23 protein-coding genes are annotated in these 24,526 nt (G+C 72.3%); 5 read left to right on the top strand and 18 right to left on the bottom strand.

Annotated elements, in window-relative coordinates:
• Nucleotides 1-57: 57 nt before the first annotated feature.
• Nucleotides 58-429 (bottom strand): DUF4267 domain-containing protein, encoded by a 372-nt coding sequence (locus tag HHX33_RS09810; RefSeq protein ID WP_182874288.1) that lies wholly within the window; start codon nt 427-429, stop codon nt 58-60.
• Between the two features lie 88 nt (nt 430-517).
• Between HHX33_RS09810 and HHX33_RS09815 the strand changes: the two genes are divergently transcribed.
• Complete coding sequence (locus HHX33_RS09815) at nt 518-1,090, top strand: TetR/AcrR family transcriptional regulator (protein ID WP_182874289.1); 573 nt, start codon at nt 518-520, stop codon at nt 1,088-1,090.
• Nucleotides 1,091-1,286: 196 nt separating this feature from the next.
• On the opposite strand, the gene HHX33_RS09820 is transcribed toward HHX33_RS09815, so the two are convergent.
• The 5 genes from HHX33_RS09820 to HHX33_RS09840 form a co-directional block, all read right to left on the bottom strand.
• A complete protein-coding gene (locus HHX33_RS09820) occupies nt 1,287-3,854 on the bottom strand; it encodes a polynucleotide kinase-phosphatase (RefSeq protein WP_182874290.1) in 2,568 nt (855 codons plus the stop codon).
• The gene (locus HHX33_RS09825; protein WP_182874291.1) at nt 3,851-5,368 is read right to left on the bottom strand and encodes a 3' terminal RNA ribose 2'-O-methyltransferase Hen1; all 1,518 of its coding nucleotides are present in this window, start codon (nt 5,366-5,368) and stop codon (nt 3,851-3,853) included. Before HHX33_RS09825 ends, HHX33_RS09820 begins: the two co-directional genes overlap by 4 nt.
• Nucleotides 5,369-5,413: 45 nt before the next feature.
• The gene (locus HHX33_RS09830) at nt 5,414-6,331 is read right to left on the bottom strand and encodes an LLM class F420-dependent oxidoreductase (protein WP_182874292.1); all 918 of its coding nucleotides are present in this window, start codon (nt 6,329-6,331) and stop codon (nt 5,414-5,416) included.
• An 81-nt stretch (nt 6,332-6,412) separates the two neighbouring features.
• Nucleotides 6,413-7,699: a class I SAM-dependent RNA methyltransferase gene (locus HHX33_RS09835; protein WP_182874435.1), complete on the bottom strand. Its 1,287-nt coding sequence runs from the start codon at nt 7,697-7,699 to the stop codon at nt 6,413-6,415.
• 23 nt (nt 7,700-7,722) lie between these two features.
• The gene (locus HHX33_RS09840) at nt 7,723-9,765 is read right to left on the bottom strand and encodes an APC family permease (protein ID WP_182874293.1); all 2,043 of its coding nucleotides are present in this window, start codon (nt 9,763-9,765) and stop codon (nt 7,723-7,725) included.
• Nucleotides 9,766-9,872: 107 nt separating this feature from the next.
• On the opposite strand from HHX33_RS09840, the gene HHX33_RS09845 reads away from it, so the two are divergent.
• Nucleotides 9,873-10,541 (top strand): potassium channel family protein, encoded by a 669-nt coding sequence (locus tag HHX33_RS09845; protein WP_111698081.1) that lies wholly within the window; start codon nt 9,873-9,875, stop codon nt 10,539-10,541.
• Entirely contained in the window at nt 10,541-11,209 is a 669-nt protein-coding gene (locus HHX33_RS09850; RefSeq protein ID WP_111698082.1) for a potassium channel family protein, read from the top strand. Before HHX33_RS09845 ends, HHX33_RS09850 begins: the two co-directional genes overlap by 1 nt.
• Before the next feature lie 62 nt (nt 11,210-11,271).
• Here HHX33_RS09850 and HHX33_RS09855 read toward each other — a convergent pair whose 3' ends face one another.
• The 6 genes from HHX33_RS09855 to valS all read right to left on the bottom strand — a co-directional run bounded on the left by HHX33_RS09855 (nt 11,272) and on the right by valS (nt 17,764).
• Complete coding sequence (locus tag HHX33_RS09855) at nt 11,272-11,940, bottom strand: DUF3159 domain-containing protein (protein WP_111698083.1); 669 nt, start codon at nt 11,938-11,940, stop codon at nt 11,272-11,274.
• Nucleotides 11,941-11,956: 16 nt separating this feature from the next.
• Nucleotides 11,957-12,349, bottom strand: a complete 393-nt coding sequence (locus HHX33_RS09860) for an OB-fold nucleic acid binding domain-containing protein (protein WP_111698084.1) — start codon at nt 12,347-12,349, stop codon at nt 11,957-11,959.
• 237 nt (nt 12,350-12,586) lie between these two features.
• Nucleotides 12,587-13,267 carry a DUF3710 domain-containing protein gene (locus HHX33_RS09865; RefSeq protein ID WP_310741285.1) on the bottom strand — a complete coding sequence of 227 codons (681 nt, stop codon included), beginning with the start codon at nt 13,265-13,267 and terminating at the stop codon, nt 12,587-12,589.
• A gap of 46 nt (nt 13,268-13,313) precedes the next feature.
• Nucleotides 13,314-13,751 carry a dUTP diphosphatase gene (gene dut / locus HHX33_RS09870; RefSeq protein ID WP_111698086.1) on the bottom strand — a complete coding sequence of 146 codons (438 nt, stop codon included), beginning with the start codon at nt 13,749-13,751 and terminating at the stop codon, nt 13,314-13,316.
• 121 nt (nt 13,752-13,872) lie between these two features.
• Nucleotides 13,873-15,153, bottom strand: a complete 1,281-nt coding sequence (locus HHX33_RS09875; protein WP_310741286.1) for an AI-2E family transporter — start codon at nt 15,151-15,153, stop codon at nt 13,873-13,875.
• A 67-nt stretch (nt 15,154-15,220) separates the two neighbouring features.
• Nucleotides 15,221-17,764 (bottom strand): valine--tRNA ligase, encoded by a 2,544-nt coding sequence (gene valS / locus HHX33_RS09880; RefSeq protein WP_182874294.1) that lies wholly within the window; start codon nt 17,762-17,764, stop codon nt 15,221-15,223.
• A 69-nt stretch (nt 17,765-17,833) separates the two neighbouring features.
• Between valS and HHX33_RS09885 the strand changes: the two genes are divergently transcribed.
• Nucleotides 17,834-18,151: a DUF4235 domain-containing protein gene (locus HHX33_RS09885; RefSeq protein WP_259402307.1), complete on the top strand. Its 318-nt coding sequence runs from the start codon at nt 17,834-17,836 to the stop codon at nt 18,149-18,151.
• Here the strand turns inward: HHX33_RS09885 and HHX33_RS09890 are convergent.
• From HHX33_RS09890 to HHX33_RS09910, 5 genes are all read right to left on the bottom strand, one after another.
• Nucleotides 18,141-19,538, bottom strand: a complete 1,398-nt coding sequence (locus HHX33_RS09890) for an alpha,alpha-trehalose-phosphate synthase (UDP-forming) (RefSeq protein WP_182874295.1) — start codon at nt 19,536-19,538, stop codon at nt 18,141-18,143. The genes HHX33_RS09885 and HHX33_RS09890 overlap by 11 nt on opposite strands.
• A gap of 320 nt (nt 19,539-19,858) precedes the next feature.
• Nucleotides 19,859-20,611 (bottom strand): hypothetical protein, encoded by a 753-nt coding sequence (locus HHX33_RS09895; RefSeq protein ID WP_244301736.1) that lies wholly within the window; start codon nt 20,609-20,611, stop codon nt 19,859-19,861.
• A 19-nt stretch (nt 20,612-20,630) separates the two neighbouring features.
• Nucleotides 20,631-20,930, bottom strand: a complete 300-nt coding sequence (locus HHX33_RS09900; protein ID WP_030454398.1) for a DUF4193 domain-containing protein — start codon at nt 20,928-20,930, stop codon at nt 20,631-20,633.
• A gap of 257 nt (nt 20,931-21,187) precedes the next feature.
• The gene (locus tag HHX33_RS09905; RefSeq protein ID WP_259402329.1) at nt 21,188-22,501 is read right to left on the bottom strand and encodes a sensor histidine kinase; all 1,314 of its coding nucleotides are present in this window, start codon (nt 22,499-22,501) and stop codon (nt 21,188-21,190) included.
• Nucleotides 22,502-22,512: 11 nt separating this feature from the next.
• Nucleotides 22,513-23,166 carry a response regulator transcription factor gene (locus tag HHX33_RS09910; RefSeq protein WP_182874296.1) on the bottom strand — a complete coding sequence of 218 codons (654 nt, stop codon included), beginning with the start codon at nt 23,164-23,166 and terminating at the stop codon, nt 22,513-22,515.
• Nucleotides 23,167-23,407: 241 nt separating this feature from the next.
• Between HHX33_RS09910 and HHX33_RS09915 the strand changes: the two genes are divergently transcribed.
• Nucleotides 23,408-23,572 (top strand): hypothetical protein, encoded by a 165-nt coding sequence (locus HHX33_RS09915; RefSeq protein ID WP_165900481.1) that lies wholly within the window; start codon nt 23,408-23,410, stop codon nt 23,570-23,572.
• 80 nt (nt 23,573-23,652) lie between these two features.
• On the opposite strand, the gene HHX33_RS09920 is transcribed toward HHX33_RS09915, so the two are convergent.
• Nucleotides 23,653-24,474: an inositol monophosphatase family protein gene (locus tag HHX33_RS09920; protein ID WP_182874297.1), complete on the bottom strand. Its 822-nt coding sequence runs from the start codon at nt 24,472-24,474 to the stop codon at nt 23,653-23,655.
• Between the last annotated feature and the right edge of the window lie 52 nt (nt 24,475-24,526).

Below are 24,526 nucleotides of genomic sequence, written 5' to 3' on the forward strand. Positions count from 1 at the left end.
CCGGGGGTTGCCTGCCTCTGGGAGTCCTTCAGCGAAGTGGTGCGACGGGCGCGGGGGTCAGACGGCGAAGAGCAGGGCGGCACTGATGAGCACGATCACGGCGGTCGCGAAGTGGATGCCGAAGGCGACCGCCCGGGTGCCGCCGTTGCGCAGCACGATCAGGGTGTCGCCCAGGGGCAACAGAGCGACGATCAGCATGTACCAGGCCTCGGCGCGGGCGCCGGCGAAGGCCAGCAGGGCCAGGCCCAGCAGACCGTAGCCCCCGTCACGCAGGCCCTTGATCGTCAGGTAGGCGACGTCGCCGTCCTTCTTGGCCGGGACGCCGTAGCCGGCGGCCGCCGCGTGGGGCGCGAGCAGGAAACGGGCTCCGATGAACAGGACGAACAGGTTGAGGACGACGGCGAGGCCGTACGCGATGGGGGTGAGCATGTCTCTCTCCGGGAACTAGCAGCGCTAGGAACAATAATGACGCTAGCAGAGCGTTGCCATAAACGCTAGCACTGCTAGAGTTCTAGGCATGTCGATCCAGTCACGCAGGGAGCGGGAGCGCGCCGAGCGGGAGAAGCTGATCATCACGGCGGCCCGGGAGCTGGCCGAGGCCGAGGGCTGGGAAGCGGTCACGACCCGGCGGCTGGCCGAGCGCGTCGAGTACAGCCAGCCGGTGCTCTACAGCCACTTCAAGGGCAAGGAAGCGATCATGGCGGCCGTCGCCGTGGAGGGCTGCGCCGACCTGGCCGTGGACCTGCGCGCGGCCAGGACCGCGGCGCCGGACGCCCGCCGCGCCATCGCCGGCGTCAGCGCGGCCTACATGGCCTTCGCCGACCGGCACCCGGCCCTCTACGACGTGATGTTCAGCCAGATCGTCCCGCTGCCGTTCGCCACCCCCGAGGCGCCGCCCGCCCTGCAGGCGGCCTTCGGCGAGCTGGCCGAGGCCGTCCGCCCCTACTCGGGCGCCGACAGCCTGGGCGCGCTGACCGAGACCTTCTGGGCGGCCCTGCACGGCCTGGTGACCCTCATGCGTGGCGGGCGACTGCCGCGCGAGCACCACGAGCTCAGGCTCAGGCTGTTCCTGGCCCGCTTCACGGGCTGAGCCCCGCCGCCGGGCCTCTGGAAGCCGGAGGCGGTCGCCCCGCGCCCTCGCCGGCAAGGAGAACGCCCTCCTGTACGGCGAGGAGCAGCGCGTCCGGTCCCTGGTGCGGGCGATCCGAGAACGGCCGGCGGGACCCGGCCCTCGGGTACGGCTCCCGTCGCGTGAGCGGAAGGCCGTACCCGAGGGCTGTCCGGTCTCACAGACGGGGGTCGACCGGCTCCGACTCGAGGGCGAGCACGGCGAAGACCGCCTCGTGGACCCGCCAGAGCGGCTCCCCCTCCGCGAGGCGCGCCAGCGCCTCCAGCCCGAGCGCGTGCTCCCGCAGCGCCAGCGAGCGCTTCCTGCCGGTGAACCTGCGGCGCAGCAGGCCGAGCGACTCGGTGTAGTCGGGGCCGTAGACGATCCGCAGGTACTCCCGGCCGCGCACCTTCACGCCGGGCTGCGCCCTCACCGGCCGCGGCGCGTCCTGCGGCCTTTCGCCGGCCGGGCCGGCCTCCCGAGCCCCGGCCGGAGGCGCCCCGGTCACCGGAACGGGGGTGAAGGACGCGGGCTTGACCACCATTCCCTCGCCCCCGGCCTCGGTCAGGTCCGTCCACCACGCCACGGCCGCGTCACGTTCCTCCGGTACGCCCAGGTCGACGAACCGGTGACGGGTCGGGGTGACGAGCGGGGAGTCGATCAGGCCGAGGGTCTTCAGGTGCCATTCGTGCGGCTCGTCCACCGCCGTCGCCCTGCCCTCGCAGGCGAGGATCTGGAACGGTGCGAGCCGTACGCCGTCGAGACCCGAAACCGGCCCGCAGTAACGGGCATAGGCGTCGCGGAACAGGGCAGCGTTGTGAGCGCGGCGGCGGGTGCGGTCGAGCAGAGCGCCTACATCCAGGCCACGTTCCGCCGCCGTCTCAAGCATCGCGACCGCCGCGGGCAGCGACGCCCGCGCGGCCGCTCCCACCGAGGCGTACTGGTCGCGGATCAGGCCCTCGGCCTTGGCCGACCAGGGCAGCAGCTCGCAGTCGAGCGCCACCCAGTCGGTGTCCAGCGCCTCCCACAGCGGCGCGCACGCCTCGCGCAGCCGGTCCACCAGTTCCGGCGTGCGCGTGTCGAAGAAGGGCCGGCCCGTGCGGGTGTAGACGCTGCCCGCCGTGCCGTCGGCGATCCCGAAACGGCGCGCCGCCGCCTCCGGCGTCCGCGCCAGCACGGCGATCGCCCGCGAGCCCATGTGCTTCTCCTCGCACACGACCCGTGTCACCCCCGCGCGGGCCAACTCCTCGAACGCCTCGGCCGGGTGCTCCAGGTAGCCGTCCAGCGTGGAGGTCTCCGGCGGCGCCATGGTCGGCGGAAGGTAGACCAGCCAGCGGGGGTCCACGGCGAACCGGCTCATGATCTCCAGCGCGGCGCGGGAGTTCTCCTCCGCGATCCTGATCCGGCCGCCGAACCGCGTCTCCACGAAACGGGTGCCGTCCACGTCGCCGATGTCGAGCACGCCCGGGTCGCGGGCGGGCGTCCGCGCGGTCAGCGGGCGCACCGGCTCGTACCAGACCTGCTCGGCCGGGACCGACACCAGCTCCCTCTCCGGGTAGCGCAGCGCGGTCAGCCGCCCGCCGAAGACGGCGCCGGTGTCGAGGCAGATCGTGTTGTTGACCCACTCCGGCTCGGGCACCGGGGTGTGGCCGTAGACGACCATCGCGCGGCCCCGGTAGTCGTCCGCCCAGGGGTAGCGCACCGGCAGGCCGTACTCGTCGGTCTCCCCGGTCGTGTCGCCGTACAGGGCGAACGACCGCACCCGTGCGGAGGCGCGCCCGTGGTAGGCCTCCTTGAGCCCGGCGTGCGCGACGAGCAGCCTGCCCCCGTCGAGGCGGTAGTGGCTGATCAGGCCGTCCATGAACGTCCGGGCGGCGGCGCGGAACTCCGCCGGCTCGGCGTCGAGCTGCTCCAGCGACCGCTCCAGGCCGTGCGCGACCCGCACCTTGCGGCCGTCCAGGGCCCGCACCAGCTTCCGCTCGTGGTTGCCGGACACGCACAGCGCGGTGCCCGCCGCGACCATGCCCATGACCAGCCGCAGCACCCCTGGCGTGTCCGGGCCGCGGTCGACGAGGTCGCCGACGAAGACCGCCGTACGGCCCTCGGGGTGGACCGCGCCCTCCGGCCCGACCTCCCAGCCGAGCCTGGTCAGCAGCGACTCCAGCTCCGCCCGGCAGCCGTGCACGTCGCCGATGACGTCGAACGGCCCGGTGAGGTGGGTCCTGTCGGTCCACGCCTTCTCGCGCGTGACGGTCACGTCGTCGATCTCGTCACCGCTAAGGACGTGCACCCGGCGGAAGCCGTCCCTGGAGATCTTGCTGAGCGACCGGCGCAGCTCCCTGCGCTGCCGCGTGATGACGTGCGGCCCGAAGGCCCGGTCGGGCCGGGCCGCGTTGCGGGCGCGGGCCACCTCCTCGGGCACGTCGAGCACGATCGCGTCGGCGAGCACGTCGTGCGACCTGGCCAGCTCGATCAGCCGCTTGCGGGCCTCCCACTGCACGTTGGTCGCGTCGACCACCGTGAGCAGGCCGCGCCGCAGGCGGACGCCCACGATGTGGTGGAGCAGGTCGAACGCCTCGGACGTCGCCGTCTGGTCGTTCTCGTCGTCCGAGACCAGGCCGCGGCAGAAGTCGGAGGAGACGACCTGGGTGGGCGCGAAGTGCCGGGCGGCGAACGTCGACTTGCCGCTGCCGGAGACGCCCACCAGCACCACCAGCGACAGCTCCGGCACGCTGACCTCCGTCACGGCCGCTCCTCCCTCCTGCCGAAGACCGCCATCTGGGTCGGCGGGCCCACCTCGGGGTCGTCCTCACCGACCGGCCGCAGATCGGCCGTGTATCCGTACGCGGCGCAGACGCCCGCGACCCACCGCGCGAACTCCGCGCGGGTCCACTCGAACCGGTGGTCGGGGTGCCGCCGGTCGCCCGCCAGGAACTCGTACCTGACGTTGTGCTCCACGTTGGGAGTCGTCACGATCACGTGGGACGGCCTGGCCGTGCCGAAGACCACCTGTTCGAGGGCGGGCAGCCGCGACGGGTCCACGTGCTCGACGACCTCCATCAGCACCGCGGCGTCGTACCCGGCCAGGCGCGCGTCGGTGTACGTCAGCGAGCCCTGGAAGAGCGTGAAGCGGGCGCGCACGGCGTCCGGCATCCGGTCGGTGCGCAGGCGGCGCCCCGCCAGCGCGAGCGCGCGGGCCGACACGTCCATGCCGGTCACCCGGGTGAGGGCGGGGTCGCGCAGCAGGACGCCGAGCAGCTGTCCCGAGCCGCAGCCCAGGTCGATCACCGAGCGCGCGCCGATCTCCGTCAGCACCGCGGCGACCGCGTCCCGGCGCAGGGTGTTCAGCGGCACCCGCGCCTCGGCTGGCTCACCCCCGGCACCGCTGCCGTTCCCGAGACCGCTGTCATCGCCGGGGCCGGGCCGTCCCGTGATCTCGGTGGTCTCTGCGAGCTCAGGGGTCTCGGCGGGCTCGCTGCCCGGCTCCTCCTCGACCGGTGGCTCCAGGGCCTCCTCGACGTCGTCGCCGACCTCCGCCAGGCGCGCGAACGCGTCGCGCGTCAGCGCGTTGCGCCGGCCGAGGTAGCGCCGGGTGATCAGCGCCTTGTCCGGATGCCCGGCGAGCCATCCCTCTCCGGCGCGGACGAGCTTGTCGACCTCGTCGCCGGCCAGCCAGTAGTGCTTGGCGTCGTCGAGCACCGGGAGCAGGACGTACAGGTGGTTGAGCGCGTCGGCCAGGCGCACCCGCCCCCGCAGCGCGAGCCGTACGTACCGGGAGTCGCCCCATTCGGGGAAGCCGGGATCCAGCGGTACGGCCTCGGCGTCGACCTCCCAGCCCAGCGGCGCGAACAGCCGCCGCGCGAGGTCGGACCCGCCCCGGCAGGGCAGCGCGGGCAGCGTGACCTCCAGCGGGATCGCCGAGTCGGCGAGGTCCTGCCGGGAGGCGCAGCGCCCGGTCCGCGCGGTGCGGAACACGTCGGCGAGCGCCGACGCCAGCAGCGACGACGCGGCGTACGGCCGGTCGTTGACGTACTGGCTCAGCGAGAAGTCGGGCGAGGACGAGCCCCGCGAGCGCGCCAGCCGGACGGGGTCGACCTCCAGGAGCAGCGCCGCCGTGCAGCGGTCCCCGTCCGCCTCCGGGTAGAAGACCCGCGCGGTGCCGAACGACCGCCCGAACTCCTGCACCCGGCCGGGATGCTTGTGCAGGAGGTAACCGAGGTCCGTGGCGGGCCGCAGGGTCGTCGTGATCGTCAGGAGCACCCGGCAAAGTGTGCCGGATGCCCCCTTTCACCGGCCACCGGCTTTTCAGACGTGCGGCAGCACCTCGGTGGCGATCAACTCCAGGTGCTCCAGATCGTCGAGGTCGAGGATCTGGAGGTAGAGACGCTCCGCGCCCATCTCGGCGAACCGGCCGATCTTGTCGACGACCTCCTGCGGGGTGCCGGCCAGGCCGTTGACGCGCAGTTCGCCGACCTCCCGGCCGACGGCGGCGGCCCGCCGGGCGACCTCCGCCTCGTCCCGGCCGACGCAGGCGATCTGCGCCGCCGACAGCAGGACGGTCTCGCGCCCCGCCGCCTCGCACGCCGCCCTGACCCGGTCGAAGGCCGCGGCGGTGTCCTCGGGCAGGAGGAACGGCACGTTGTACTCGTCGGCGAACCGCGCGACCAGCCGCGGGGTCCGCTTGGCGCCTCCGCCGCCGACGATCAGGGGCGGCCGCGGCCGCTGCGCCGGCTTCGGCAGGCCGGGCGAGTCCACCAGCCGATAGTGCGCGCCGTCGAAGGAGAACGGCTTCGCCGCCGCCCACAGGCCGGTGACGATCTCAAGCTGCTCCTCGAAGCGCTCGAACCGCTCACCCAGCGGAGGGAACGGGATGCCGTACGCCGTGTGCTCCTCCTCGAACCAGCCGGTGCCGAGGCCCAGTTCGACGCGCCCGCCGCTCATCTGGTCCACCTGGGCGACGCTGATCGCCAGCGGGCCGGGCAGCCGGAACGTCCCGGCGGTCACCAGCGTGCCCAGCCGGATGCGCGAGGTCTCCCGGGCGAGCCCGGCCAGGGTGATCCAGGCGTCGGTGGGGCCCGGCCCCGGGTCGCCGTCCCCCATCCGCAGGTAGTGGTCAGACCGGAAGAAGGCGTCGAATCCGAGGCGTTCGGCCGTCTGCGCCACCCGGAGCAGGTCGTCGTAGGTCGCGCCCTGCTGCGGCTCGGTGAAGATCCTCAATTTCATCCGTCCATTATCCCGCATTCGGGATATCCCGACTCGTGAGCCCCGGCTCGCCGAAGCGCGTGAGGCACGGCCGGGACCGGATCACTCCCGCACGAGCAGCGCCACGCACTCGACGTGGTGGGTCATCGGATACTGGTCGAACGCCCGCAGGTCCTCCAGGCGGTAGCCGTACGGCGCGAACCAGGCGATGTCCCGCGCCAGGGTGGCGGGGTCGCAAGAGACGTAGACGATTCGCGGGGCCTCCAGGCGCGCGACGCGCTCGACGACCGGGCGGCCGAGGCCCGCGCGGGGCGGGTCGGCGACCACCAGGTCGGCCCGCTCGATCCCGAGCCGGTCGAGGGCCTCCTCGACCTTCCCCCGCTCGATCTGCGCCTGCGGCAGGTCGCGCAGGTTGATCCGGGCGTCCTGGACGGCCTGCGGATCCGACTCGACGCCGAGCACGGCGCCCTCCGGGCCGACCGCCTCGGCCAGGCCGGCGGCGAACAGACCGGCGCCGCAGTAGAGGTCGAGGGCCCACTCCCCCGGCTCGGGACGGCCGAGGTCGAGCACGGCGCCGAGCAGTGTGGCCGCCGCGCCGGGGTGGACCTGCCAGAACCCGCTCGCGGTGACCCGGTAGTCCCGCTCCCCCACCCGCTCGGTCAGCGAGGCCCGGCCGCGCAGCGCGCGGGTCCCCCGCCTGCCCTCGTCGAGGAGGACCGCGGCGTCCACGTCCGGGATCGTCGCCCTGCGGTGCGGCAGGGGTTCGACGATCACGGCCCGGTCCCCGCCGGAGGCCGCCACCACCTCCACCGAGGAGGCTCCGGGCCAGGCGAGCCGTTCCACCCCGGCCTCCTCGACGGCGGGATGGGCGATGAGGCAGCCGGTGATGTGCTCGATCTCGTGCGACCGGTGCCTGCGCAGCCCGGCCGAGCCGTCCCGGTCGACGGCGAACTGCACCCGGGTGCGCCAGCCGAGGCCGTCCGGCGCCCCCGGCACCTCCTCGACCACGACCTTGTGGTCCAGCCCGGCCAGGCGCCGCAACTGCTCGGCGACGACGTCGGCCTTGAGCCGGCGCTGCGCCTCCAGTGACGCGTGCTGCCAGTCGCACCCGCCGCACCGGCCGGGGCCGGCGAACGGGCAGGGCGGCGTCACCCGGTCCGGTGAGGCCTCCAGGATCTCGACCGCGTCGGCCCGCAGGAACCGGGTGGTCTCCTCGGTGACCTCGGCCACGACCCGCTCGCCCGGCAGCGCGTGCCGGACGAACACGACCCGGCCCTCGTGCCTGGCCACGCACCAGCCGCCGTTGGCGACGGCGCCCACGGTCAGTTCGAGCCGCGCGGGGTGCGTCTCTCCGGACTCCTGCGGTGCCGTGCTGCCGTTCCCGTTCATCCGGCCGGCCCCTTTCGTATCGGTCATGCCCCGACCTGCGCGTCCTTCGACGGCTGCTGGTAGGAACGGCGTGATGCGCCGGGCGCGGACGGCTCCCTGCGTCGCTTGAGCCGGTCGGAGGAGGCGAGCTGCCACGGCACGCTCGTCACCATCACGCCGGGCTTGAACAGCAGGCGGCCCTTGAGCCGCAGCGCGCTCTGGTTGTGCAGCAGGTGCTCCCACCAGCGGCCGACCACGTACTCCGGGATGTAGACGGTCACGACGTCGCGCGGCGACCTCCGGCGCAGCGACTTGACGTACTCCAGCACCGGGCCGGTGATCTCGCGGTACGGCGAGTCGAGGATCTTCAGCGGCACCCCGATGCCGCGCCGCTCCCACTCGTCCTTGAGCTTGCTCACCTCGCCGGCGTCCACGCTGACGGTCACGGCCTCGATGCTCGACGGGCGGGTCGCCCTGGCGTACGCGAGGGCCCGGAGCGTGGGCTTGTGGATCTTGGAGACGAGAACGATCGCGTGGTTGCGGGCGGGCAGCATCGACTCGTCGACCTCGGTCTCCTCCGGCGCGGCGAGCTCCGCGGCGACCCGGTCGTAGTGCCGCCTGATGCCCTTCATCATGAGGAAGAGCAGCGGCATCGCGAGACAGACGATGTACGCGCCGTGGGTGAACTTCGTCGCCAGCACGACGACGAGCACCAGCCCGGTCATGACCGCGCCGAAGCCGTTGATCACCCGGGCGCGCATCATGCGGAAGCGGGCCTTCGCGTCGCTCTCGGTCCTCAGGTGCCGGGTCCAGTGCCGGACCATCCCGATCTGGCTGAGGGTGAACGAGACGAACACGCCGACGATGTAGAGGTTGAGCAGCTTGCTGACGTCCGCGTCGAACGCCCAGATGAGCAGGCAGGCCCCGGCCGCGAGGATGACGATGCCGTTGCTGAACGCCAGGCGGTCGCCGCGGGTGTGGAGCTGCCGCGGCAGATAGCGGTCCTGGGCGAGGATCGACCCCAGCACGGGGAAGCCGTTGAACGCGGTGTTGGCCGCCAGGAACAGGATCAGCGCGGTCACCGCGGCGATGACGACGAACAGGGCCGAGCCGTCGCCGAAGACGGCCGAGGCGACCTGCGCGATGATCGGCTGCTGGTAGTAGCCGGCCCCCGCCGGGTGCCCGTCGATGATGAGGTCCCTGGCCACGGTGGCCGGGTCGGTCACCTTCACCCCGGACTCCAGGCCGAGGAAGATGATCCCGCCGAACATCGTGACCGCGATGAGGCCCATCATGAGCAGCGTCGTCGCGGCGTTCCTGCTCTTGGGCTTGCGGAAGGCCGGGACGCCGTTGCTGATCGCCTCGACGCCGGTCAGCGCGGCGCAGCCGGAGGAGAAGGCGCGCAGCACCAGGAACGCCAGCGCGAACCCGGCGAGGTCCGTCTGCTCGGCGAGGAGCCGGTAGCCCGCCGTCGGGGCCCGCAGCTCGTCACCGAGCAGGAACACGCGGAACAGGCCCCACAGGATCATGCCGATGACCGCGGCCATGAAGGCGTAGGTGGGCACGGCGAACGCGACACCCGACTCCCGGATGCCGCGCAGGTTCATGATCGTCAGCAGCACGACGATGGCTATCGCCACCAGCGGTCGGTGCTCGGCGACGAACGGGATCGTCGCGCCCACGTAGTCGGCGCCGTTGGCGACCGACACCGCCACGGTCAGCACGTAGTCGACCAGCAGGGCGCTCGCGACGGTCAGCCCGGCGGTGGGCCCGAGGTTCGTCGTGGCCACCTCGTAGTCGCCGCCGCCGCTGGGGTAGGCGTGCACGTTCTGCCGGTAGGACGCAACCACGACGAGCATGACGAGGACGACCGCCGCCGCGACCCACGGGCTGATGGCGTAGAGACTGACCCCGGCGAGCGACAGGATGACCAGGATCTCCTGCGGCGCGTACGCGACCGAGGACAGCGCGTCACTCGCGAAGACCGGCAGTGCCACACGCTTGGGCAGCAGCTGGTGGTGGAGCTGGGTGCTGCGCAGGGCACGCCCCACGAGGAGCCGCTTGACAAGATCTGGCACCTTGGACACGTCTGTTGAGCCTAGTCCCCCCGCGCCATGCCCGGGTCATGCGGTGTGCGGCATGGGCGACATACTGTCTCCAATAGGAGTCCGCCACACGCCCACGGCGGGGGAGCATGCATATCGTGATCATGGGATGCGGGCGGGTCGGTTCGACCCTGGCCCACATCCTGGAGGACAACGGCCACTCGGTCGCGGTCATCGACCGCGACCCACAGGCCTTCCGGCGGCTGCGGGCCGGGTTCCGGGGCCGCAGGGTCACCGGCATCGGCTTCGACCGCGACGTCCTCGAGGAGGCGGGCATCGCCTCGGCGGCCGCCTTCGTCGCCGTGAGCAGCGGTGACAACTCCAACATCATCTCCGCGCGGGTCGCCCGCGAGATGTTCGGCGTGGACAACGTGGTCGCCCGCATCTACGACCCCCGCCGGGCCGAGGTCTACCAGCGGCTCGGCATCCCCACCGTCGCCACGGTCCGCTGGACCGCCGACCAGATCCTGCGCCGGGTGCTGCCCGAGGGCGCCGAGCCCCTGTGGCGCGACCCGACGGGTACGGTCGTCCTCGCCGAGGTGGCCTTCCACCAGGGCTGGATCGGCACCCGGGCCAGGGCGATCGAGGACGCCACCGGCGCGCGGGTGGCCTTCGTCAACCGGATGGGCGAGGCGCTCGTCCCCAGGGACGCGACCGTGGTCCAGGAAGGGGACATCCTCCACCTGGTCGCCGCCGAGAACGACATGGACCGGGTCAACAAGGCGCTGTCCGCCCCGCCGTCCGACGAGGAGCACTGATGCGCGTCACCATCGCCGGCGCCGGAGCCGTCGGCCGCTCCATCGCGGTCGAGCTTCTGGAGAACGGCCACGAGGTCCTGCTCATCGACATCGACCCCCGCGCCATCAAGATCGACAGCGTGCCGCGGGCCGAGTGGCTGCTGGCCGACGCCTGCGAGATCTCCTCGCTGGACGAGGCCGGGCTGAACGGCTGCCAGGTGGTCATCGCCGCCTCCGGCGACGACAAGGTCAACCTCGTGGTCTCGCTGCTCGCCAAGACCGAGTACGGCGTGCCCCGGGTGGTCGCCCGCGTCAACCACCCGAAGAACGAGTGGCTGTTCAACGAGTCGTGGGGCGTGGACGTCGCCGTCTCCACCCCGCGTCTGCTGTCGGCCCTGGTCGAGGAGGCGGTCAGCGTCGGCGACCTGGTGCGCCTGATGACCTTCCGGCAGGGCCAGGCCAACCTGGTGGAGCTCACCCTCGCCGAGGACGCCCCGGTGGTGGGCCAGCGGACCGGCTCGGTTCCCTGGCCGGTGGACTCCGCCCTGGTCGCGATCCTGCGGGAGGGCCGGGTGCTGGTCCCCTCGGCCGACGACCCGCTGGAGGCGGGCGACGAGCTGCTGTTCGTCGCCAGCCAGGAGGTCGAGCAGGAGCTCACCGAACTGCTGTCGGCCCACGACCGCTCCTGAGCCGTACGCCGGCCGCGCCGGCCGCGCGGGCATCGCCCCGGGCGGCCGGTCCGCCGGGAGGGTCAGACGGAGGGCTGGGCGGGCGGCTCGATCGGCGTACGGCCCCGGGCGAGCACCCACACCATCGCCGCCAGCCCGGCCACCTGGAGCGGCCAGCCCAGAACGATCTTGCTGACGCCGAGCGCGGTCACGTGGTCGGCCAGGTAGAGCGGCAGCTGCACCACCACCCGCAGCAGGCAGGGCAGCATGAGCAGCCACGTCAGCCGGGCGCACAGCCGGACCAGGGCCGGCTCGTTGTGCCAGGCCGTCGGGTCGCCGGTCACCGAGCCGATCAGGAAGCCCACGATCGGCCAGCGGACCACGATCGACAGCAGCATGCCGGCCGCGTAGGCCCCGTTGTAGAGGATCCCGGGCAGGAAGACGTCCTTGGCGTCGCCGGTGCGGGCGGCGAAGAACGCGCCGATCCCGATGCCCACCAGGCTGTTGAGCACGAACTGCGGCGTGGTCCGCTGCGCGATCCGCACCACCAGGAGCGCCACCGCCGAGGCGATGCCCACGATCAGGGAGGTCTTGAGGTCCTGGGTGGCCATCCACGTGCCGGTGAAGGCGATCGTGGGCACCGCCGCCTCGACGATCCCCCGCTTGCCGCCCAGCGCCTTGCTCATCTGGGCACGAACGGCCGCCTCAACGGTGGCGTGCGCGGCGGGGGCCGTCATGTCCGCTGTGCTCATACGGTCTCCTGAGAGATCAAGGGCCACCAGCCGGGCGCAGCTCGTAGCGGGGGTTGAACATGACCTTCCGGCCGTCCTGGACGCTGATCAGTCCTTCGGCCCGGACCACCCGGCCGGGCTCGATCCCGGCGATCTTCCGGCGGCCGAGCCAGACGAGGTCGATCACGTCCGATCCGTCGTACAGCTCGGCCTCCAGGGCGGGCGCGCCGCCGCGCGGGCGCAGGGTCACGGTGCGCAGCGTCCCCGCCACGCACGACCGCTGGCGCTCGCCGCACCTGGCGATGGGCGTGGCCCCCTCCTGCTCCAGGTCCTCCTGGAGCTCGGCGGCCTCCAGCTCGGCCTGGCTGGTGGTCAGCCGCCGCAGGAGACCCCGCAGTCCGCCCCGTCTGGCAGGCTCCGGCGTGTCCATCGGTCGCTCACCCGGCTTCCTCGCTCGCTGTCCCCACGGGGGGACCCATCGTCTGGCTCCACCCCGGGTGTCGTTCCCGGGCCATGCCTCCCCGCAGCATACGTGAGAACGCCAGCCGGTCAGAAGGACGGCATGGGCAGGGCTTGCCCCCGATTCGTCAACGGCCCGCGGGCGCGGTCCCGGCGTGCCGGACCGCCCGGCCCGGCGGCGACGTCCCGGCGGGCCGGGCGCCGCCGTTCAGCGGATCTCGCTGATCTCCGGGCCGCGCTCGAACGGCCGCAGTTCATCCCGGTGGGGGGCCTGCTCGTCGGCGGGCTGCCGGTCCACCGGAAGACGCAGCGGAATCACCTCTCTGGGCGGCATCGGCTCGTCGCCGCGGACCACCACGATGCCGCGGACCACGTCCTCCAGGACGTCGCCGGCCTCCCCGCCGGACGCCGCCGGGCCGCTGATGACGGCCTGCAGGAACCAGCGGGGGCCGTCCACGCCGAGGAAACGCACCGGCTGCGGCTCCGTCTGGCCCTGCGCGGGAGCCCGGCCCACGAGCTCGGGGCCGAAGGGGCCGTCCCGCTCCTCCAGGGCCCCGCCCGCGGCGGTCACGTCCCTGACGGCGTCGGCCCGCATCTCGTCCCAGATGCCGTTCCGCTTGGGCGCGGCGACCGCCTGCACCTGCAGCAGGCTCTCCCCCAGCAGGACGATCACCCCGGTGATCTGGTCGCCGTCCACCCTGAGCTGGATCTCGAACCGGGGGTCGACGGGCAGGCGCAGGCCTCCCAGGTCGACCCGTTCGGCCTCCGGATAGTCGTCCGCCGCGTCCCAGGGGCCCGTCGCCCGCGTCGTGGCGGGGCCGTTCTCCCGCACGACGGCCGGTGCGGTCTCCTCCTCCGCGCGTCGCCGGCGTCGAAACACTTCGCTCACTCTCCTCGTGTCCTGCGTGTGCCGGGCATGTGCGTGCCCGGGGCTGTCAGCTCCCCGTCGAGCCGAACCCGTTCGTGCCCCGTACGGAGCCGGGCAACCGGTCCACCTCGTAGAACGCCGCACGCTCCACCCGCTGGACGACGAGCTGGGCGATCCGGTCGCCCCGCCGGAACCGTACGGCGTCCTTGGCGTCGGTGTTGATCATCGTGACCTTGATCTCGCCCCGGTAGCCAGCGTCGACCGTGCCGGGCGCGTTCACCAGCGTCACGCCGTGCCGGGCGGCGAGGCCCGAACGCGGATGCACGAACGCCGCGTAGCCGTCCGGCAGCGCGATCGCGACGCCGGTCCGGACGACGGCCCGCTCCCCGGGCAGCAACTCGACGTCCTCCGCCGCGTACAGGTCGGCCCCGGCGTCGCCGGGGTGCGCGTACGCGGGGAGCGGCAGGCCCGGATCGAGCCGGTGGATCAGGATCTCGACGCTCATGCCGCGGCCTCGGCTCCCCGGAGGGGGGCGGTGCCGCGTCCCGGGACGGCGCCTCCCGGACCCGGGTCCGCCGGAGCCGGCGATGTGGCGTTCGGCACAGGGCTGCTCATGAGGCAAGACCCTACCCGTTGCGCTGGGGCGACACCGCCTCTCCCGCGCCGGAGGACGGGGGCGCCGTCCCCGGGGGCCGGTCCGCCTCCCCCTCCCCGCCCCCCGCGGCCGCGGAACCGGCTGTGGGCTCGGCCGCGGGTCCGGCGTGCCCGGGCTCCGGGGCGGCCGCGGCGGGGCCCGGAGGGCCGTCCGGAGGGCCGGCGTCTCCCCCGTTCTCCGAGGACTCGATGGCGCGCCGCTCCGAGCGCAGTTCCGGCAGCGCACGGTAGATGACCGCCGTCAGCGGCACGGCCACGGCCGCCCCGGCGATGCCGCCGAGCACGCCGCCGACGGCCAGCACGAGGATGATCGCCAGCGGGTGGAAGGCCAGCGCGCGGCCGACGATCAGCGGCTGGAGCACGTGGTTCTCCAGCTGCTGCTCGACCACGAGGATGCCGACGAACACCAGGGCGTAGACCCACCCCTGTGAGCCGAACGTCACGAGCGTCGCGATCGCGCCGGCGAAGAGGATGCCGACGATCGGGATGAAGCTCGCGAAGAAGATGAGCACGGCGAGCGGGGCCCACAGCGGCACCCGCATCCCGGCGAGCACGATGCCGATCACGATGCCGTGGATGGCCGCGACGGCGACCGTGCCGTGCACGTAGTGGGAGATCGTCACCCAGGCGGCCCGGCCGGCCCGGTCGACCCGGGGCGCGGCCTGGCCGAAGCCGCGCAGGAACCAGGCCCAGATGCGGTCGCCATCCTTGAGCAGGAAGAACGTCACGAAGAGCAGCAGGACGATCGAGGCGAGGACCTCGACGAACGCGGTGGCGCCGGTCAGCAGGGTGCTGGTGATCTGGCTGCGCTGCTCGTTGACCTGCCGGCTCAGCTGGTCGACGATGTCGGCGATCTGGGCCTCCTTCAGGTGAAGGGGGCCGTGCAGCAGCCAGTTCTGCAGGTTGCGCGCGGTGAGCTGGATCTGCGCGACCAGCCGGGGGAACTCCTCGTTCGCCCGGGTGCCGATGAGGATGCCGATGCCCACGATCACGGCGAGGCCGAGAAGCATCGTGATCCACGTCGCGTAGATCGGCCGCAGCCCGGCCTCCCGCAGCCGCCTGGTGAGCGGGTACAGCAGCGCCGCGAGCAGCAGCGCGACGGCCACCGGCAGGACCACGAAGCTGATCCTGCCGATGATCATCGCCAGCACGTAGACCGCCGCGCCCACCAGCAGCAGCCGCCAGCTCCACGCCGCCAGCGTGGCGAGTGTCGGCGGCACCCCCTCGGGGGATCGCCTCTTAGACGGGATCACGGCTCCAGCCTGGCATGCCCGGAGGTGCGGCGCGCAGTCGTTTTACCTTCCGTCTGCCGGCGGCGCGTCAGGCGGCCAGCTCCGCCACGGCGTCGAGGGGGCCGTCGCCGGGCTCCAGAACGAACTCCTCGACGTTGCCCGCCGCGCACAGGTCGTCCTGGGCGAGCCTGACGAGGTCGGCCTGGTCCCCCGACACGGTCAGCCGGGACACCTCGGCCCGCATCGACCGCCGGGCCTCCGACTTGGCCCGCCGCACCCGGCGCAGCACCTCGGCCACCGCGTCCAGCACCGCGGGGTCGCCGCGCTCCGCCTCGGGCAGGTCCCGCGGCGACGGCCAGGCGGCGCGGTGCACCGACCCCTCCCGCCACCACGACCAGACCTCCTCGGTCACGAACGGCAGGAACGGCGCGAACAGCCGCAGCAGCACGCCGAGCGCCGCGCGCAGGGCGGCGACCGCCGACGCGTCCCCGGCGTACGCGCGGGCCTTGACCAGCTCCACGTAGTCGTCGCAGAACGACCAGAAGAACCGCTCGGTCCGCTCCAGCGCCCGCGTGTAGTCGTACGCCTCGAACGCCTCGGTGGCCTCGTCGACGACCGTCCGCAGCGCGGCCAGCATGGACAGGTCGACCGGCTCGACGACCTCCCCGCCGCCCTCGGACCGGAAGCCCAGCACGAACTTCGACGCGTTCAGGATCTTGATCGCCAGCCGCCGGCCGATCTTGATCTGGCCCGTGTCGAAGGCGGTGTCGGTGCCGGGCCGGCCGCTCGCCGCCCAGTAGCGGACCGCGTCGGAGCCGTGCTCCTCCAGCAGGCCCATGGGCGTGACCACGTTGCCCTTGGACTTCGACATCTTCTTGCGGTCGGGGTCGAGGATCCACCCGGAGATCGCCGCGTGCCGCCAGGGCAGCCCGCCGTGCTCCAGGTGCGACCGCACGACCGTCGAGAACAGCCAGGTACGGATGATCTCGTGGGCCTGGGGCCGCAGGTCCATCGGGAACACGCGGCGGAACAGGTCGTCGTCGCGCTCCCACCCGGCGGCGATCTGCGGGGTCAGCGAGGAGGTCGCCCACGTGTCCATGACGTCGGGGTCGCCGGCGAAGCCGAGCGGCTTGCCGCGCTGGTCCTCGCCGTAGCCGGGCGGCACGTCGCTGGAGGGGTCGACGGGCAGCGCCCGCTCCGGCGGGGTGATCGGGGCCTCGTAGACGGGCTCGCCCTCGGCGTCGAGGGGGTACCAGACCGGGATCGGCACGCCGAAGAACCGCTGGCGCGAGATCAGCCAGTCGCCGGCCAGGCCCTCCACCCAGTTGTCGTACCTGACCCGCATGTGCGGCGGGTGCCACTCCAGTTCCCCGCCCCGGTCGAGCAGCGCGCGGCGCAGGGCGAGGTCCCTGCCGCCGTTGCGGATGTACCACTGCCGGGTGGTCACGATCTCCAGCGGGCGGTCGCCCTTCTCGTAGAACTTCACCGGCCGCTGGATCTTGCGCGGCTCGCCGTCCAGGTGGCCGGACTCGCGCAGCATCTCCACGATGCGCTCGCGCGCGCTGTGCACGGTCTTGCCGGCCAGTTCGGCGTACGGCCCGGCGGGCACGCCGTGCGGCGGCTCGGGGAGCAGGCGGCCGTCCCAGCCGATCACCGGCCGGGTCGGCAGGTCGAGCTCGCGCCACCAGGTCACGTCGGTCACGTCGCCGAAGGTGCAGATCATCGCGATGCCCGAGCCCTTGTCCGGCTCGGCCAGGTGGTGGGCCACGACCGGCACCTCGACCCCGAAGACCGGGGTGCGCACGGTGGTGCCGAAGAGCGGCCGGTAGCGCTCGTCGTCGGGGTGGGCGACCAGGGCCACGCAGGCCGGGATCAGCTCGGGCCGGGTCGTCTCGATCCACACGCGCTCGCCGAACCCCTGCTCACGCTGCGCGGGCGACAGGTCGAAGCCGATGCGGTGGAAGGCGCCGGGCCACTCCCGGTCCTCCAGCTCGGCCTGGGCCACGGCGGTGCGGAACGTCACGTCCCACAGCGTGGGCGCCTCGGCGACGTACGCCTCGCCCCGGGCGAGGTTGCGCAGGAACGCCCGCTGCGAGGCGGCCCGGGCGCCGGCGTCGATGGTCGCGTAGGTCAGCGACCAGTCCACCGACAGGCCGAGGCGGCGCCACAGCTCCTCGAACGCCTTCTCGTCCTCGGCGGTCAGCCGCTCGCACAGCTCGATGAAGTTGCGGCGCGAGATCGGCGCCTGCCGCTTGGCGTCCGGCTTCTCCGGCGGCGTGAAGTCCGGGTCGTACGGCACGGAGGGGTCGCAGCGGACGCCGAAGTGGTTCTGCACCCGGCGCTCGGTGGGCAGGCCGTTGTCGTCCCAGCCCATCGGGTAGAACACCTCGCGTCCCCGCATCCGCTGGTAACGGGCGATCGTGTCCGTGTGCGTGTAGGAGAAGACGTGCCCCACGTGGAGGGATCCGGACACGGTCGGCGGCGGGGTGTCGATGGAGTAGATCTCGTCCCTGCCGCGGGACCGGTCGAACCTGTAGGTCCCGTCGGCCTCCCAGCGGGCTACCCATACCGCCTCCAGGCCGTCGAGAGCAGGTTTCTCGGGCATGGTTGCGGGGAGTCGCTGTTCGGTCATGCCACCACATGGTATGGCGTGGCGCGCCTCCCCGAGGGGAGACACTAAGGTCGTTATGGAGGAGGAATCATGGCGGACACGGCTCGGGCGGCCAAGCGAGAACTCGGCCTGTCGGAAAAGCCCGACATGCAGTGGCGGATCATCGGCGGAGTGCTGGGCCTCGCGGTGGGCTTCGCCTCCCGCAAGGTGCTGGCGTACGCCTGGGAGAAGGCGACCGGCAAGGAGCCCCCGGCGAGCGCCGACTCCCCGGACATCGGCCTCGGCGAGGCGATCGCCTACGCCGTCGTGATGGGGCTCGGCATCGAGGTCACCCGGATCGTGGCGACCCGGGCGGCGGCCAGGAAGTGGCGCTCCTGGAAGGACGCCGCCCGCGACCTCACTCCGTAGGCACCGGCTCCCCGGACTCCAGGGCCGTGAGGAAGTCGCTGGCCCACCTGTCCACGTTGTGCGAGGCGACCCTGCGCCGCAGCGACCGCATCCGGCGGGCGAGCTCGTGCGGGGTCGCCCGCATCGCGGCCAGCATCGCCCGCTTCATGCCGGCGATGTCGTACGGGTTGACCATGTAGGCCTGGCGCATCTCGTCGGCCGCCCCGGCGAACTCGCTCAGCACCAGCGCGCCGCGCAGGTCGTGGCGGCAGGCGACGTACTCCTTGGCGACGAGGTTCATGCCGTCGCGCAGCGGCGTGACGACCATGACGTCGGCCGCGCAGTACAGGGCGGCCAGCTCCTCCTTGTTGTACGACTGGTGCAGGTAGGAGATCGGGTGACGGCCGAGCATGCCGTGCTCGCCGTTGATGCGGCCCACCCGCAGCTCGATGTCGTTGCGCAGCCGGATGTACTCGGCGACCCGCTCCCGGGTCGGCGTCGCCACCTGGACGAACACCGCCTCGCCCGGCTTGACCGAGCCGTCGTCGAGCAGCTCGCCGAACGCCTTGAGCCGCTGGCCGATGCCCTTGGTGTAGTCGAGCCGGTCGACGCCGAGCAGCATGTGCTCGGGGTCGCCCAGCTCGGCCCGGATCTCCCTGGCCCGCTGCTGGACGCGCGGCTCGCGGACGAGCTGGTCCAGCTCGCCGAAGTCGACCGAGATCGGGAACGACTCGGCGCGCACCGTCCGGTCCTCGAGCTGGATCTCGTTGCGCAGGTACTGCACGCCGAGCAGGCGGCGGCACAGGCGCAGGAAGTTGGCGGCGCCGCCCGGCCGCTGGAAGCCGACCAGGTCGGCCCCGAGCAGGCCCTCCAGGATCTCGTTGCGCCAGGGAAGCTGGTAGAACAGCTCGCCCGGCGGGAACGGGATGTGCAGGAAGAACCCGATCTTCAGGTCGGGCCGCAGCTTGCGCAGCATGGCCGGCACGAGCTGGAGCTGGTAGTCCTGCACCCACACGACCGCGCCGGGGGCGGCGGCCTCGGCGGCGGCCCGGGCGAACCGGTCGTTGACCGCCTTGTAGGCGTCCCAGAGCACCCGGGAGTAGATCGGGGTGGCGACCACGTCGTGGTACAGCGGCCACAGGGTGGCGTTGGAGAACCCCTCGTAGTACAGCTCGACCTCGAGCTGGGACAGCGGAACGGGGATCAGGTGCATGCCGTCGTGGTCGAACGGCTTGAGCTCCTCTCCCGCCGCACCGGTCCAGCCGAGCCAGGCGCCGTCACGGCGCTGCATCACGGGCGCGATGGCGGTCACCAGCCCTCCGGGGCTGCGACGCCACTCGTTCTCACCCACGCGGTCCACCGGCAGCCGGTTCGCGACGATCAGAAATGAGCTGGTGCCATCACGCATGAACCCCTCCAGGGTCGCCTGTGACCACCATACGGAAAGCCACCAGGCGACCCCATACCCGTAATGACGTGCACAATTCACAGCCGAAACTGTGAGAATGATCTCACGCAGCTCACGGGGGCTCGCCAAGTGGTTTAGACCAATCGGTGACACTTCTCTACCCGGAACATCGGGACGGCCGGAGAGTGCCGATTGGGATGGTCACCTGGACCGGCCGCCGTCGCCGGAGGCGTGCCGGACGGCGGGAGACGGTGGAGGGGACGGCGGAAGGAGACGGCCGGAGAGCTGCCGGGGAACGGGGGTCAGCCGGGGAACGGGGGTCAGCCCGGCGGGAGGGCGTGCCCGCGGAGCAGGTCCGCGCGAACGGAGGCGGCGAGCTTCTTGGTGGCGGCCCGGTTGAGGGCGGCGCCCGCGACCGCCCCGGTGAGGAAGGGGCCGAGGGTGGTGAGGTGGCGGCCGAGTGTGCGCATCAGGCGGTTGCGCAGCGCGGTCTTCGCGGCGGTGCCGAGCGCGATCGTGGCCGAACCGGGGGCGAGGGGATTGACACCCCGCTGTTTCGACCAGGCGAGCGCGTACGCGGCCGCCCTCTGGGTCCCGTTGCCGGGCACCTGCACGCCGTACACCTCGTGGAGTTCGGCGAGGAGCTTCACCTCGATGGCCGCCACGACGAGCGTCTCGGCGACGATCTGGGCGGGCGCGGACAGCAGCAGGGGCGGGGCGGCGAACTCGGCGGCGGCGAGCGCTCCGCCGACCGCGCCGACCGCCATGGTCGCCTTGGCGGCCGTGCGGACGAGGTCGTCGGCGAGCTGATCGCCGGTGAGCCCGTAGTGGTGCTCCCGCAGCGTCGCCAGGTCCCTGATCGGTAACCGCGGGGCGATGTTCATGAAGACGTCGGCCAGCCATCGGCCCCGGCCGGTCCCGCGCTCGCGCGCCTTTCCCGCGGACTTCGCCAGGGCCTGGCTGAGGCGGCCGAGCAGCCGTCGCCGCTCGGCCCCGTCCGTCTCCTCAGGGGCCACGAGTTTGCCGACCAGGTCGGCCACCTCGTCGTTCGATCGATCCGCGTCTGAAGTCACGGACCCTCCTCAGGGTCTCCTAGGCGGCACACTCGCGGCAGACCTGCTGGCCGTTCTTCTCCGAGGCCAGCTGGCTGCGGTGGTGCACCAGGAAGCACCGCGAGCAGGTGAATTCGTCGGCCTGCCGAGGAATCACCCGAAGCGAGAGCTCCTCGTTCGACAGGTCCGCCCCCGGCAGCTCCAGCGACTCGGCCAGATCGGTCTCGTCGATGTCGATGCTGCCCGACGACTTGTCGCTCCGGCGCGCCTGTAGTTCCTGAAGGCTGTCCTCGCTGAGGTCGTCGTCGGTCTTACGCGGGCTGTCGTAGTCGGTAGCCATCTGCTACTCCATCCCCCTCATCTATCTGCCTGCGCTCGTGTCGCGCGTCTTAACGCTCGGGAGGCCGGTGTTGTGCCCGCGGGGGCCGGGAAATCGTGCAATCGGTACCCGCTTGAACGAACACTGAACCTCCCGACACGGGTGGCGTGCACCGCCGGGGACTGCGGTTAGCCAAATATGGCGAAAACCACAGTATCGGCGGTATCCCCACCGTGTTCGACGGCACATCCAACCACATGTACGGCGCGCACGCTCCATCAGCGCGCCGACTGCGGCATCCCCGGAGAAACCCCGTTTCCGGAGAGTCGCACCGTCACCACGAGCCCGCCCCCGTCGCGGGGAACGGCGACGACCGTTCCGCCGTGCGCCCGGACGATCGCGCGCACGATGGACAGGCCGAGACCCGCGCCTTTGGCGGATTGGACCCGGTCGGCATTCAGCCGCCGGAACGGCTCGAACAGGCTCTCCACCTCGTACGCGGGAACGTGCGGTCCCGTGTTCGCGACCTGAACAACCGCACCCCCGTCCACCATTCCCGTACGGACCCATACTTTTCCGTTGGGACCAAGATTGTGCTTGATGCCGTTCTCGACGAGGTTCGAGAGGCAGCGTTCGACGAGAACCGGATCACCCGTCGTGGCGGCGGGATGAAGGTCGTGCTCGACCGTGACCCCTTCCTCCTCGGCGAAGGCGGCCAGTTGCTCCACCGCCGTCCGCGCCACCTCCTGCACGTCCACGGGCTTGCGCACCGACAGCTCCCGCTCGCTGCGGGCGAGCAGCAGCAGGCCCTCGATGAGCCGCTCGTTGCGGGCGGTGGTGCCGAGGAGCGTGCGCCCGAGCACCTTGAGGTCGTCCGACGCCTCGGGGTCGGACAGGGCCACCTCAAGCACGGTGCGGTTGATCGCCAGCGGCGTGCGCAGCTCGTGCGAGGCGTTGTCCACGAACCTCCGCTGGGCGTCGAAGGCGGTGTTGAGCCGGGTGAGCATGGCGTCGAACGTGTCGGCCAGCTCCTTCAGCTCGTCGTCGGGGCCCTGGAGGTCGATGCGCTCGTGGGCGAGGGAGGTCTCCGACAGCTTCCGCGCGGTGACCGTCATCTTCTTGATCGGCCGCAGCGCCCGGTCGGCCACGACGTATCCGAGGATCAGGGCGAAGATGCCCACGCCCAGCAGCGCCAGCAGCGACCGCTGCAGCAGCTCGCTCCGCGCCGCCGCGGTGGCCTCCGCCTGCAGGTTGGCGTAGTTGTTGTTGAACTCGTCGATCACCTCCTGCGGCACGCTCGGCGGCAGCAGGATCTTCGGCACGCTCTGCCACCCGACGTTGATCGCATGCCCGACCAGCACGTACATGACCATCACCAGCAGCGCGCCGGCGACGAAGACCAGCGCGGCGTACGTGAGGGTCAGCCGCCAGCGGATGCTGACGCGGTTCTGCAGCGACCGCATCTCGTCGAGGATGTTGGCCCGCTGGACCGGGTGGGCGACCAGGGGCGGCGGGCCGTCCCAGGCGGGCGGCCCGCTGGGCGGCGGCGGAACCTGGCTGCGGTAGGGACCGGTGCCCATCGGGTCCGACATCCGGCCGGGCGTCACAGCCGGTAGCCGACGCCCGGCACGGTCTCGATGACCGGCGGGTCGCCCAGCTTCTTGCGCAGGGTCATCATCGTCACCCTGACCACGTTGGTGAACGGGTCGATGTTCTCGTCCCACGCCTTGTCGAGCAGGTCCTCCTGGCTGACGACCGCGCCCTCGGCGCGCATCAGCTCCTCCAGCACCGCGAACTCCTTCTTGGTGAGATGGATCTCCGCGCCGTCCCTGGCCACCTGGCGCTTGCCGGGGTCGAGCCGGATGCCGGACCGCTCCAGCACGGGCGGCAGCGCCGGCGCGGACCGGCGGCCGAGCGCGCGCACCCGGGCCACGAGCTCCATGAAGACGAACGGCTTGGCCAGGTAGTCGTCGGCGCCGAGCTCCAGCCCCTCCACCTTGGCGTCGACGTCGCCCGCCGCGGTGAGCATGATGATCCGCGAGGCGGACCGCTCCGCGACCAGGCGGCGGGCCACCTCGTCACCGTGGACCTTCGGCAGGTCGCGGTCGAGCACGATCACGTCGTAGTCGATGTACCCCGTCTTCTCCAGGGCGGCCGCGCCGTCGTAGGCGACGTCCACGGCCATCGCCTCCCGGCGGAGGCCGGTGGCGATCGCGTCCGCGAGCACCCTCTCGTCCTCCACCACTAGCACGCGCATCAGGTCCTCCTCGCTGGTACGGACGCCTCATTGTGGCCCTGACCGGCGTAAGCCGCCGGTAAGCGGCCCCGGCACTCTACGTGACGTAGAGCACAGAAATTCACAGGTTTGCGCTGGGTCCTGTCATGGGTATGGGCCCGGGCACCCTCCATTGTCGTGTGCCGGGGTAGGCGCGTCTCTCCTGAGCGGATTCCGCGCCGGCGTCTCCGTGCCACGTCCGCCCCCTGAGAAAGAAGGTGAGATGGGCGAGTTCACGACCACGATCGAATCCAGGCTCGACCAGGCCTACAAGGGTCTTGAAGAGGCCACGACGAGCGGGGACGACTTCCTCGCCGACACCCTCACCGCCGAGATCGAGGACCTGCACCGCCTCGCGGAGGATCACGGCGTCTCCATCAACCGCTGACCGCGCCATCACCTGACGAAGGGGCCCGCCGTACGGCGGGCCCCTTCGACTGTGCCGGGCCGTGTGGAACTCCGTGGTGGTCAGTCCCGTTCGGGATCGAGGGGGACGAGCAGGTCGTGCAGTTCCTCGAAGAGCCCGGGCGCGGCGCACAGCACCATGTCGGGGCTCACCTTCCTGCCGTTCAGGCCGCCGAGCCGCGCCCCCGCCTCGGCGGCGACGAGACCGGCCGCGGCGTGGTCCCAGTAGTTGGCGCCGCGCTCGTAGTAGGCGTCCACCCGGCCCGCCGCCACGGAGCAGAGGTCGATCGCGCAGGAGCCGCCCCGCCGGATGTCCCTGACCCTCGGCACCACCTGCGCGACCACCTCGGCCTGCACGCGCCTGCGGGCGGCGCCGTAGCCGAAGCCGGTCGCGACGAGCGCCCGGTCGAGCGGGACGCCGGTGTTGCAGCGCAGCCGCTCGCCCCGCAGCCACGCGCCGCCGCCCCTGCGGGCGGTGAACAGCTCACCGCGCGGGACGTTGTTGACCGCGCCCGCGACGATCTCGCCGTCCACCTCGACGGCGATGCTGACCGCCCAGTCGGGCACGCCGTACAGGAAGTTGACCGTGCCGTCGATGGGGTCGACGACCCAGCGGACCACGCCCTCGCCGGGGGTGTCGCCGCCCTCCTCGCCGAGGATCGCGTCACGCGGCCGGGCCTCGGCGATGCGGGCGCGGATCAGTTCCTCCGCGGCCCGGTCCAGCGCGGTGACGACGTCGGTGGGGCTCGACTTGGTGGCGAGCACCTCGGGCCGCGCGGGCCGCTTGGCGAGCAGCATCTGGCCGGCCTCCTCCGCTATGCGGGCCGCCAGCTCCAGCAGCTCCTCCTCCCGAACGCGGTCGTCCCGCCGCTCCCGCTCGTCCATGCCGGTCTGCCCCCTCCTGAGTTCGTGATCGTGGCCGCCCGCCGGAACGGAA

The organism is Microbispora sp. H10670 (assembly GCF_014161385.1).
In the GTDB taxonomy this organism is placed as follows: Bacteria; Actinomycetota; Actinomycetes; order Streptosporangiales; family Streptosporangiaceae; genus Microbispora; species Microbispora triticiradicis.

Excerpts from the sequence above, each read along its gene's own strand:
- dut (WP_111698086.1), bottom strand. The coding sequence starts at position 13,751 with ATGAGCGTCGAGATCCTGATCCACCGGCTCGATCCGGGCCTGCCGCTC.
- HHX33_RS09835 (WP_182874435.1), bottom strand. The coding sequence starts at position 7,699 with ATGAACGGGAACGGCAGCACGGCACCGCAGGAGTCCGGAGAGACGCAC.
- HHX33_RS09890 (WP_182874295.1), bottom strand. The coding sequence starts at position 19,538 with ATGCGTGATGGCACCAGCTCATTTCTGATCGTCGCGAACCGGCTGCCG.
- HHX33_RS09900 (WP_030454398.1), bottom strand. The coding sequence starts at position 20,930 with ATGGCTACCGACTACGACAGCCCGCGTAAGACCGACGACGACCTCAGC.
- valS (WP_182874294.1), bottom strand. The coding sequence starts at position 17,764 with ATGACCGAACAGCGACTCCCCGCAACCATGCCCGAGAAACCTGCTCTC.
- HHX33_RS09810 (WP_182874288.1), bottom strand. The coding sequence starts at position 429 with ATGCTCACCCCCATCGCGTACGGCCTCGCCGTCGTCCTCAACCTGTTC.
- HHX33_RS09860 (WP_111698084.1), bottom strand. The coding sequence starts at position 12,349 with ATGGACACGCCGGAGCCTGCCAGACGGGGCGGACTGCGGGGTCTCCTG.
- HHX33_RS09855 (WP_111698083.1), bottom strand. The coding sequence starts at position 11,940 with ATGAGCACAGCGGACATGACGGCCCCCGCCGCGCACGCCACCGTTGAG.
- HHX33_RS09915 (WP_165900481.1), top strand. The coding sequence starts at position 23,408 with ATGGGCGAGTTCACGACCACGATCGAATCCAGGCTCGACCAGGCCTAC.
- HHX33_RS09845 (WP_111698081.1), top strand. The coding sequence starts at position 9,873 with ATGCATATCGTGATCATGGGATGCGGGCGGGTCGGTTCGACCCTGGCC.
- HHX33_RS09885 (WP_259402307.1), top strand. The coding sequence starts at position 17,834 with ATGGCGGACACGGCTCGGGCGGCCAAGCGAGAACTCGGCCTGTCGGAA.
- HHX33_RS09815 (WP_182874289.1), top strand. The coding sequence starts at position 518 with ATGTCGATCCAGTCACGCAGGGAGCGGGAGCGCGCCGAGCGGGAGAAG.
- HHX33_RS09920 (WP_182874297.1), bottom strand. The coding sequence starts at position 24,474 with ATGGACGAGCGGGAGCGGCGGGACGACCGCGTTCGGGAGGAGGAGCTG.
- HHX33_RS09905 (WP_259402329.1), bottom strand. The coding sequence starts at position 22,501 with ATGTCGGACCCGATGGGCACCGGTCCCTACCGCAGCCAGGTTCCGCCG.
- HHX33_RS09850 (WP_111698082.1), top strand. The coding sequence starts at position 10,541 with ATGCGCGTCACCATCGCCGGCGCCGGAGCCGTCGGCCGCTCCATCGCG.
- HHX33_RS09830 (WP_182874292.1), bottom strand. The coding sequence starts at position 6,331 with ATGAAATTGAGGATCTTCACCGAGCCGCAGCAGGGCGCGACCTACGAC.
- HHX33_RS09910 (WP_182874296.1), bottom strand. The coding sequence starts at position 23,166 with ATGCGCGTGCTAGTGGTGGAGGACGAGAGGGTGCTCGCGGACGCGATC.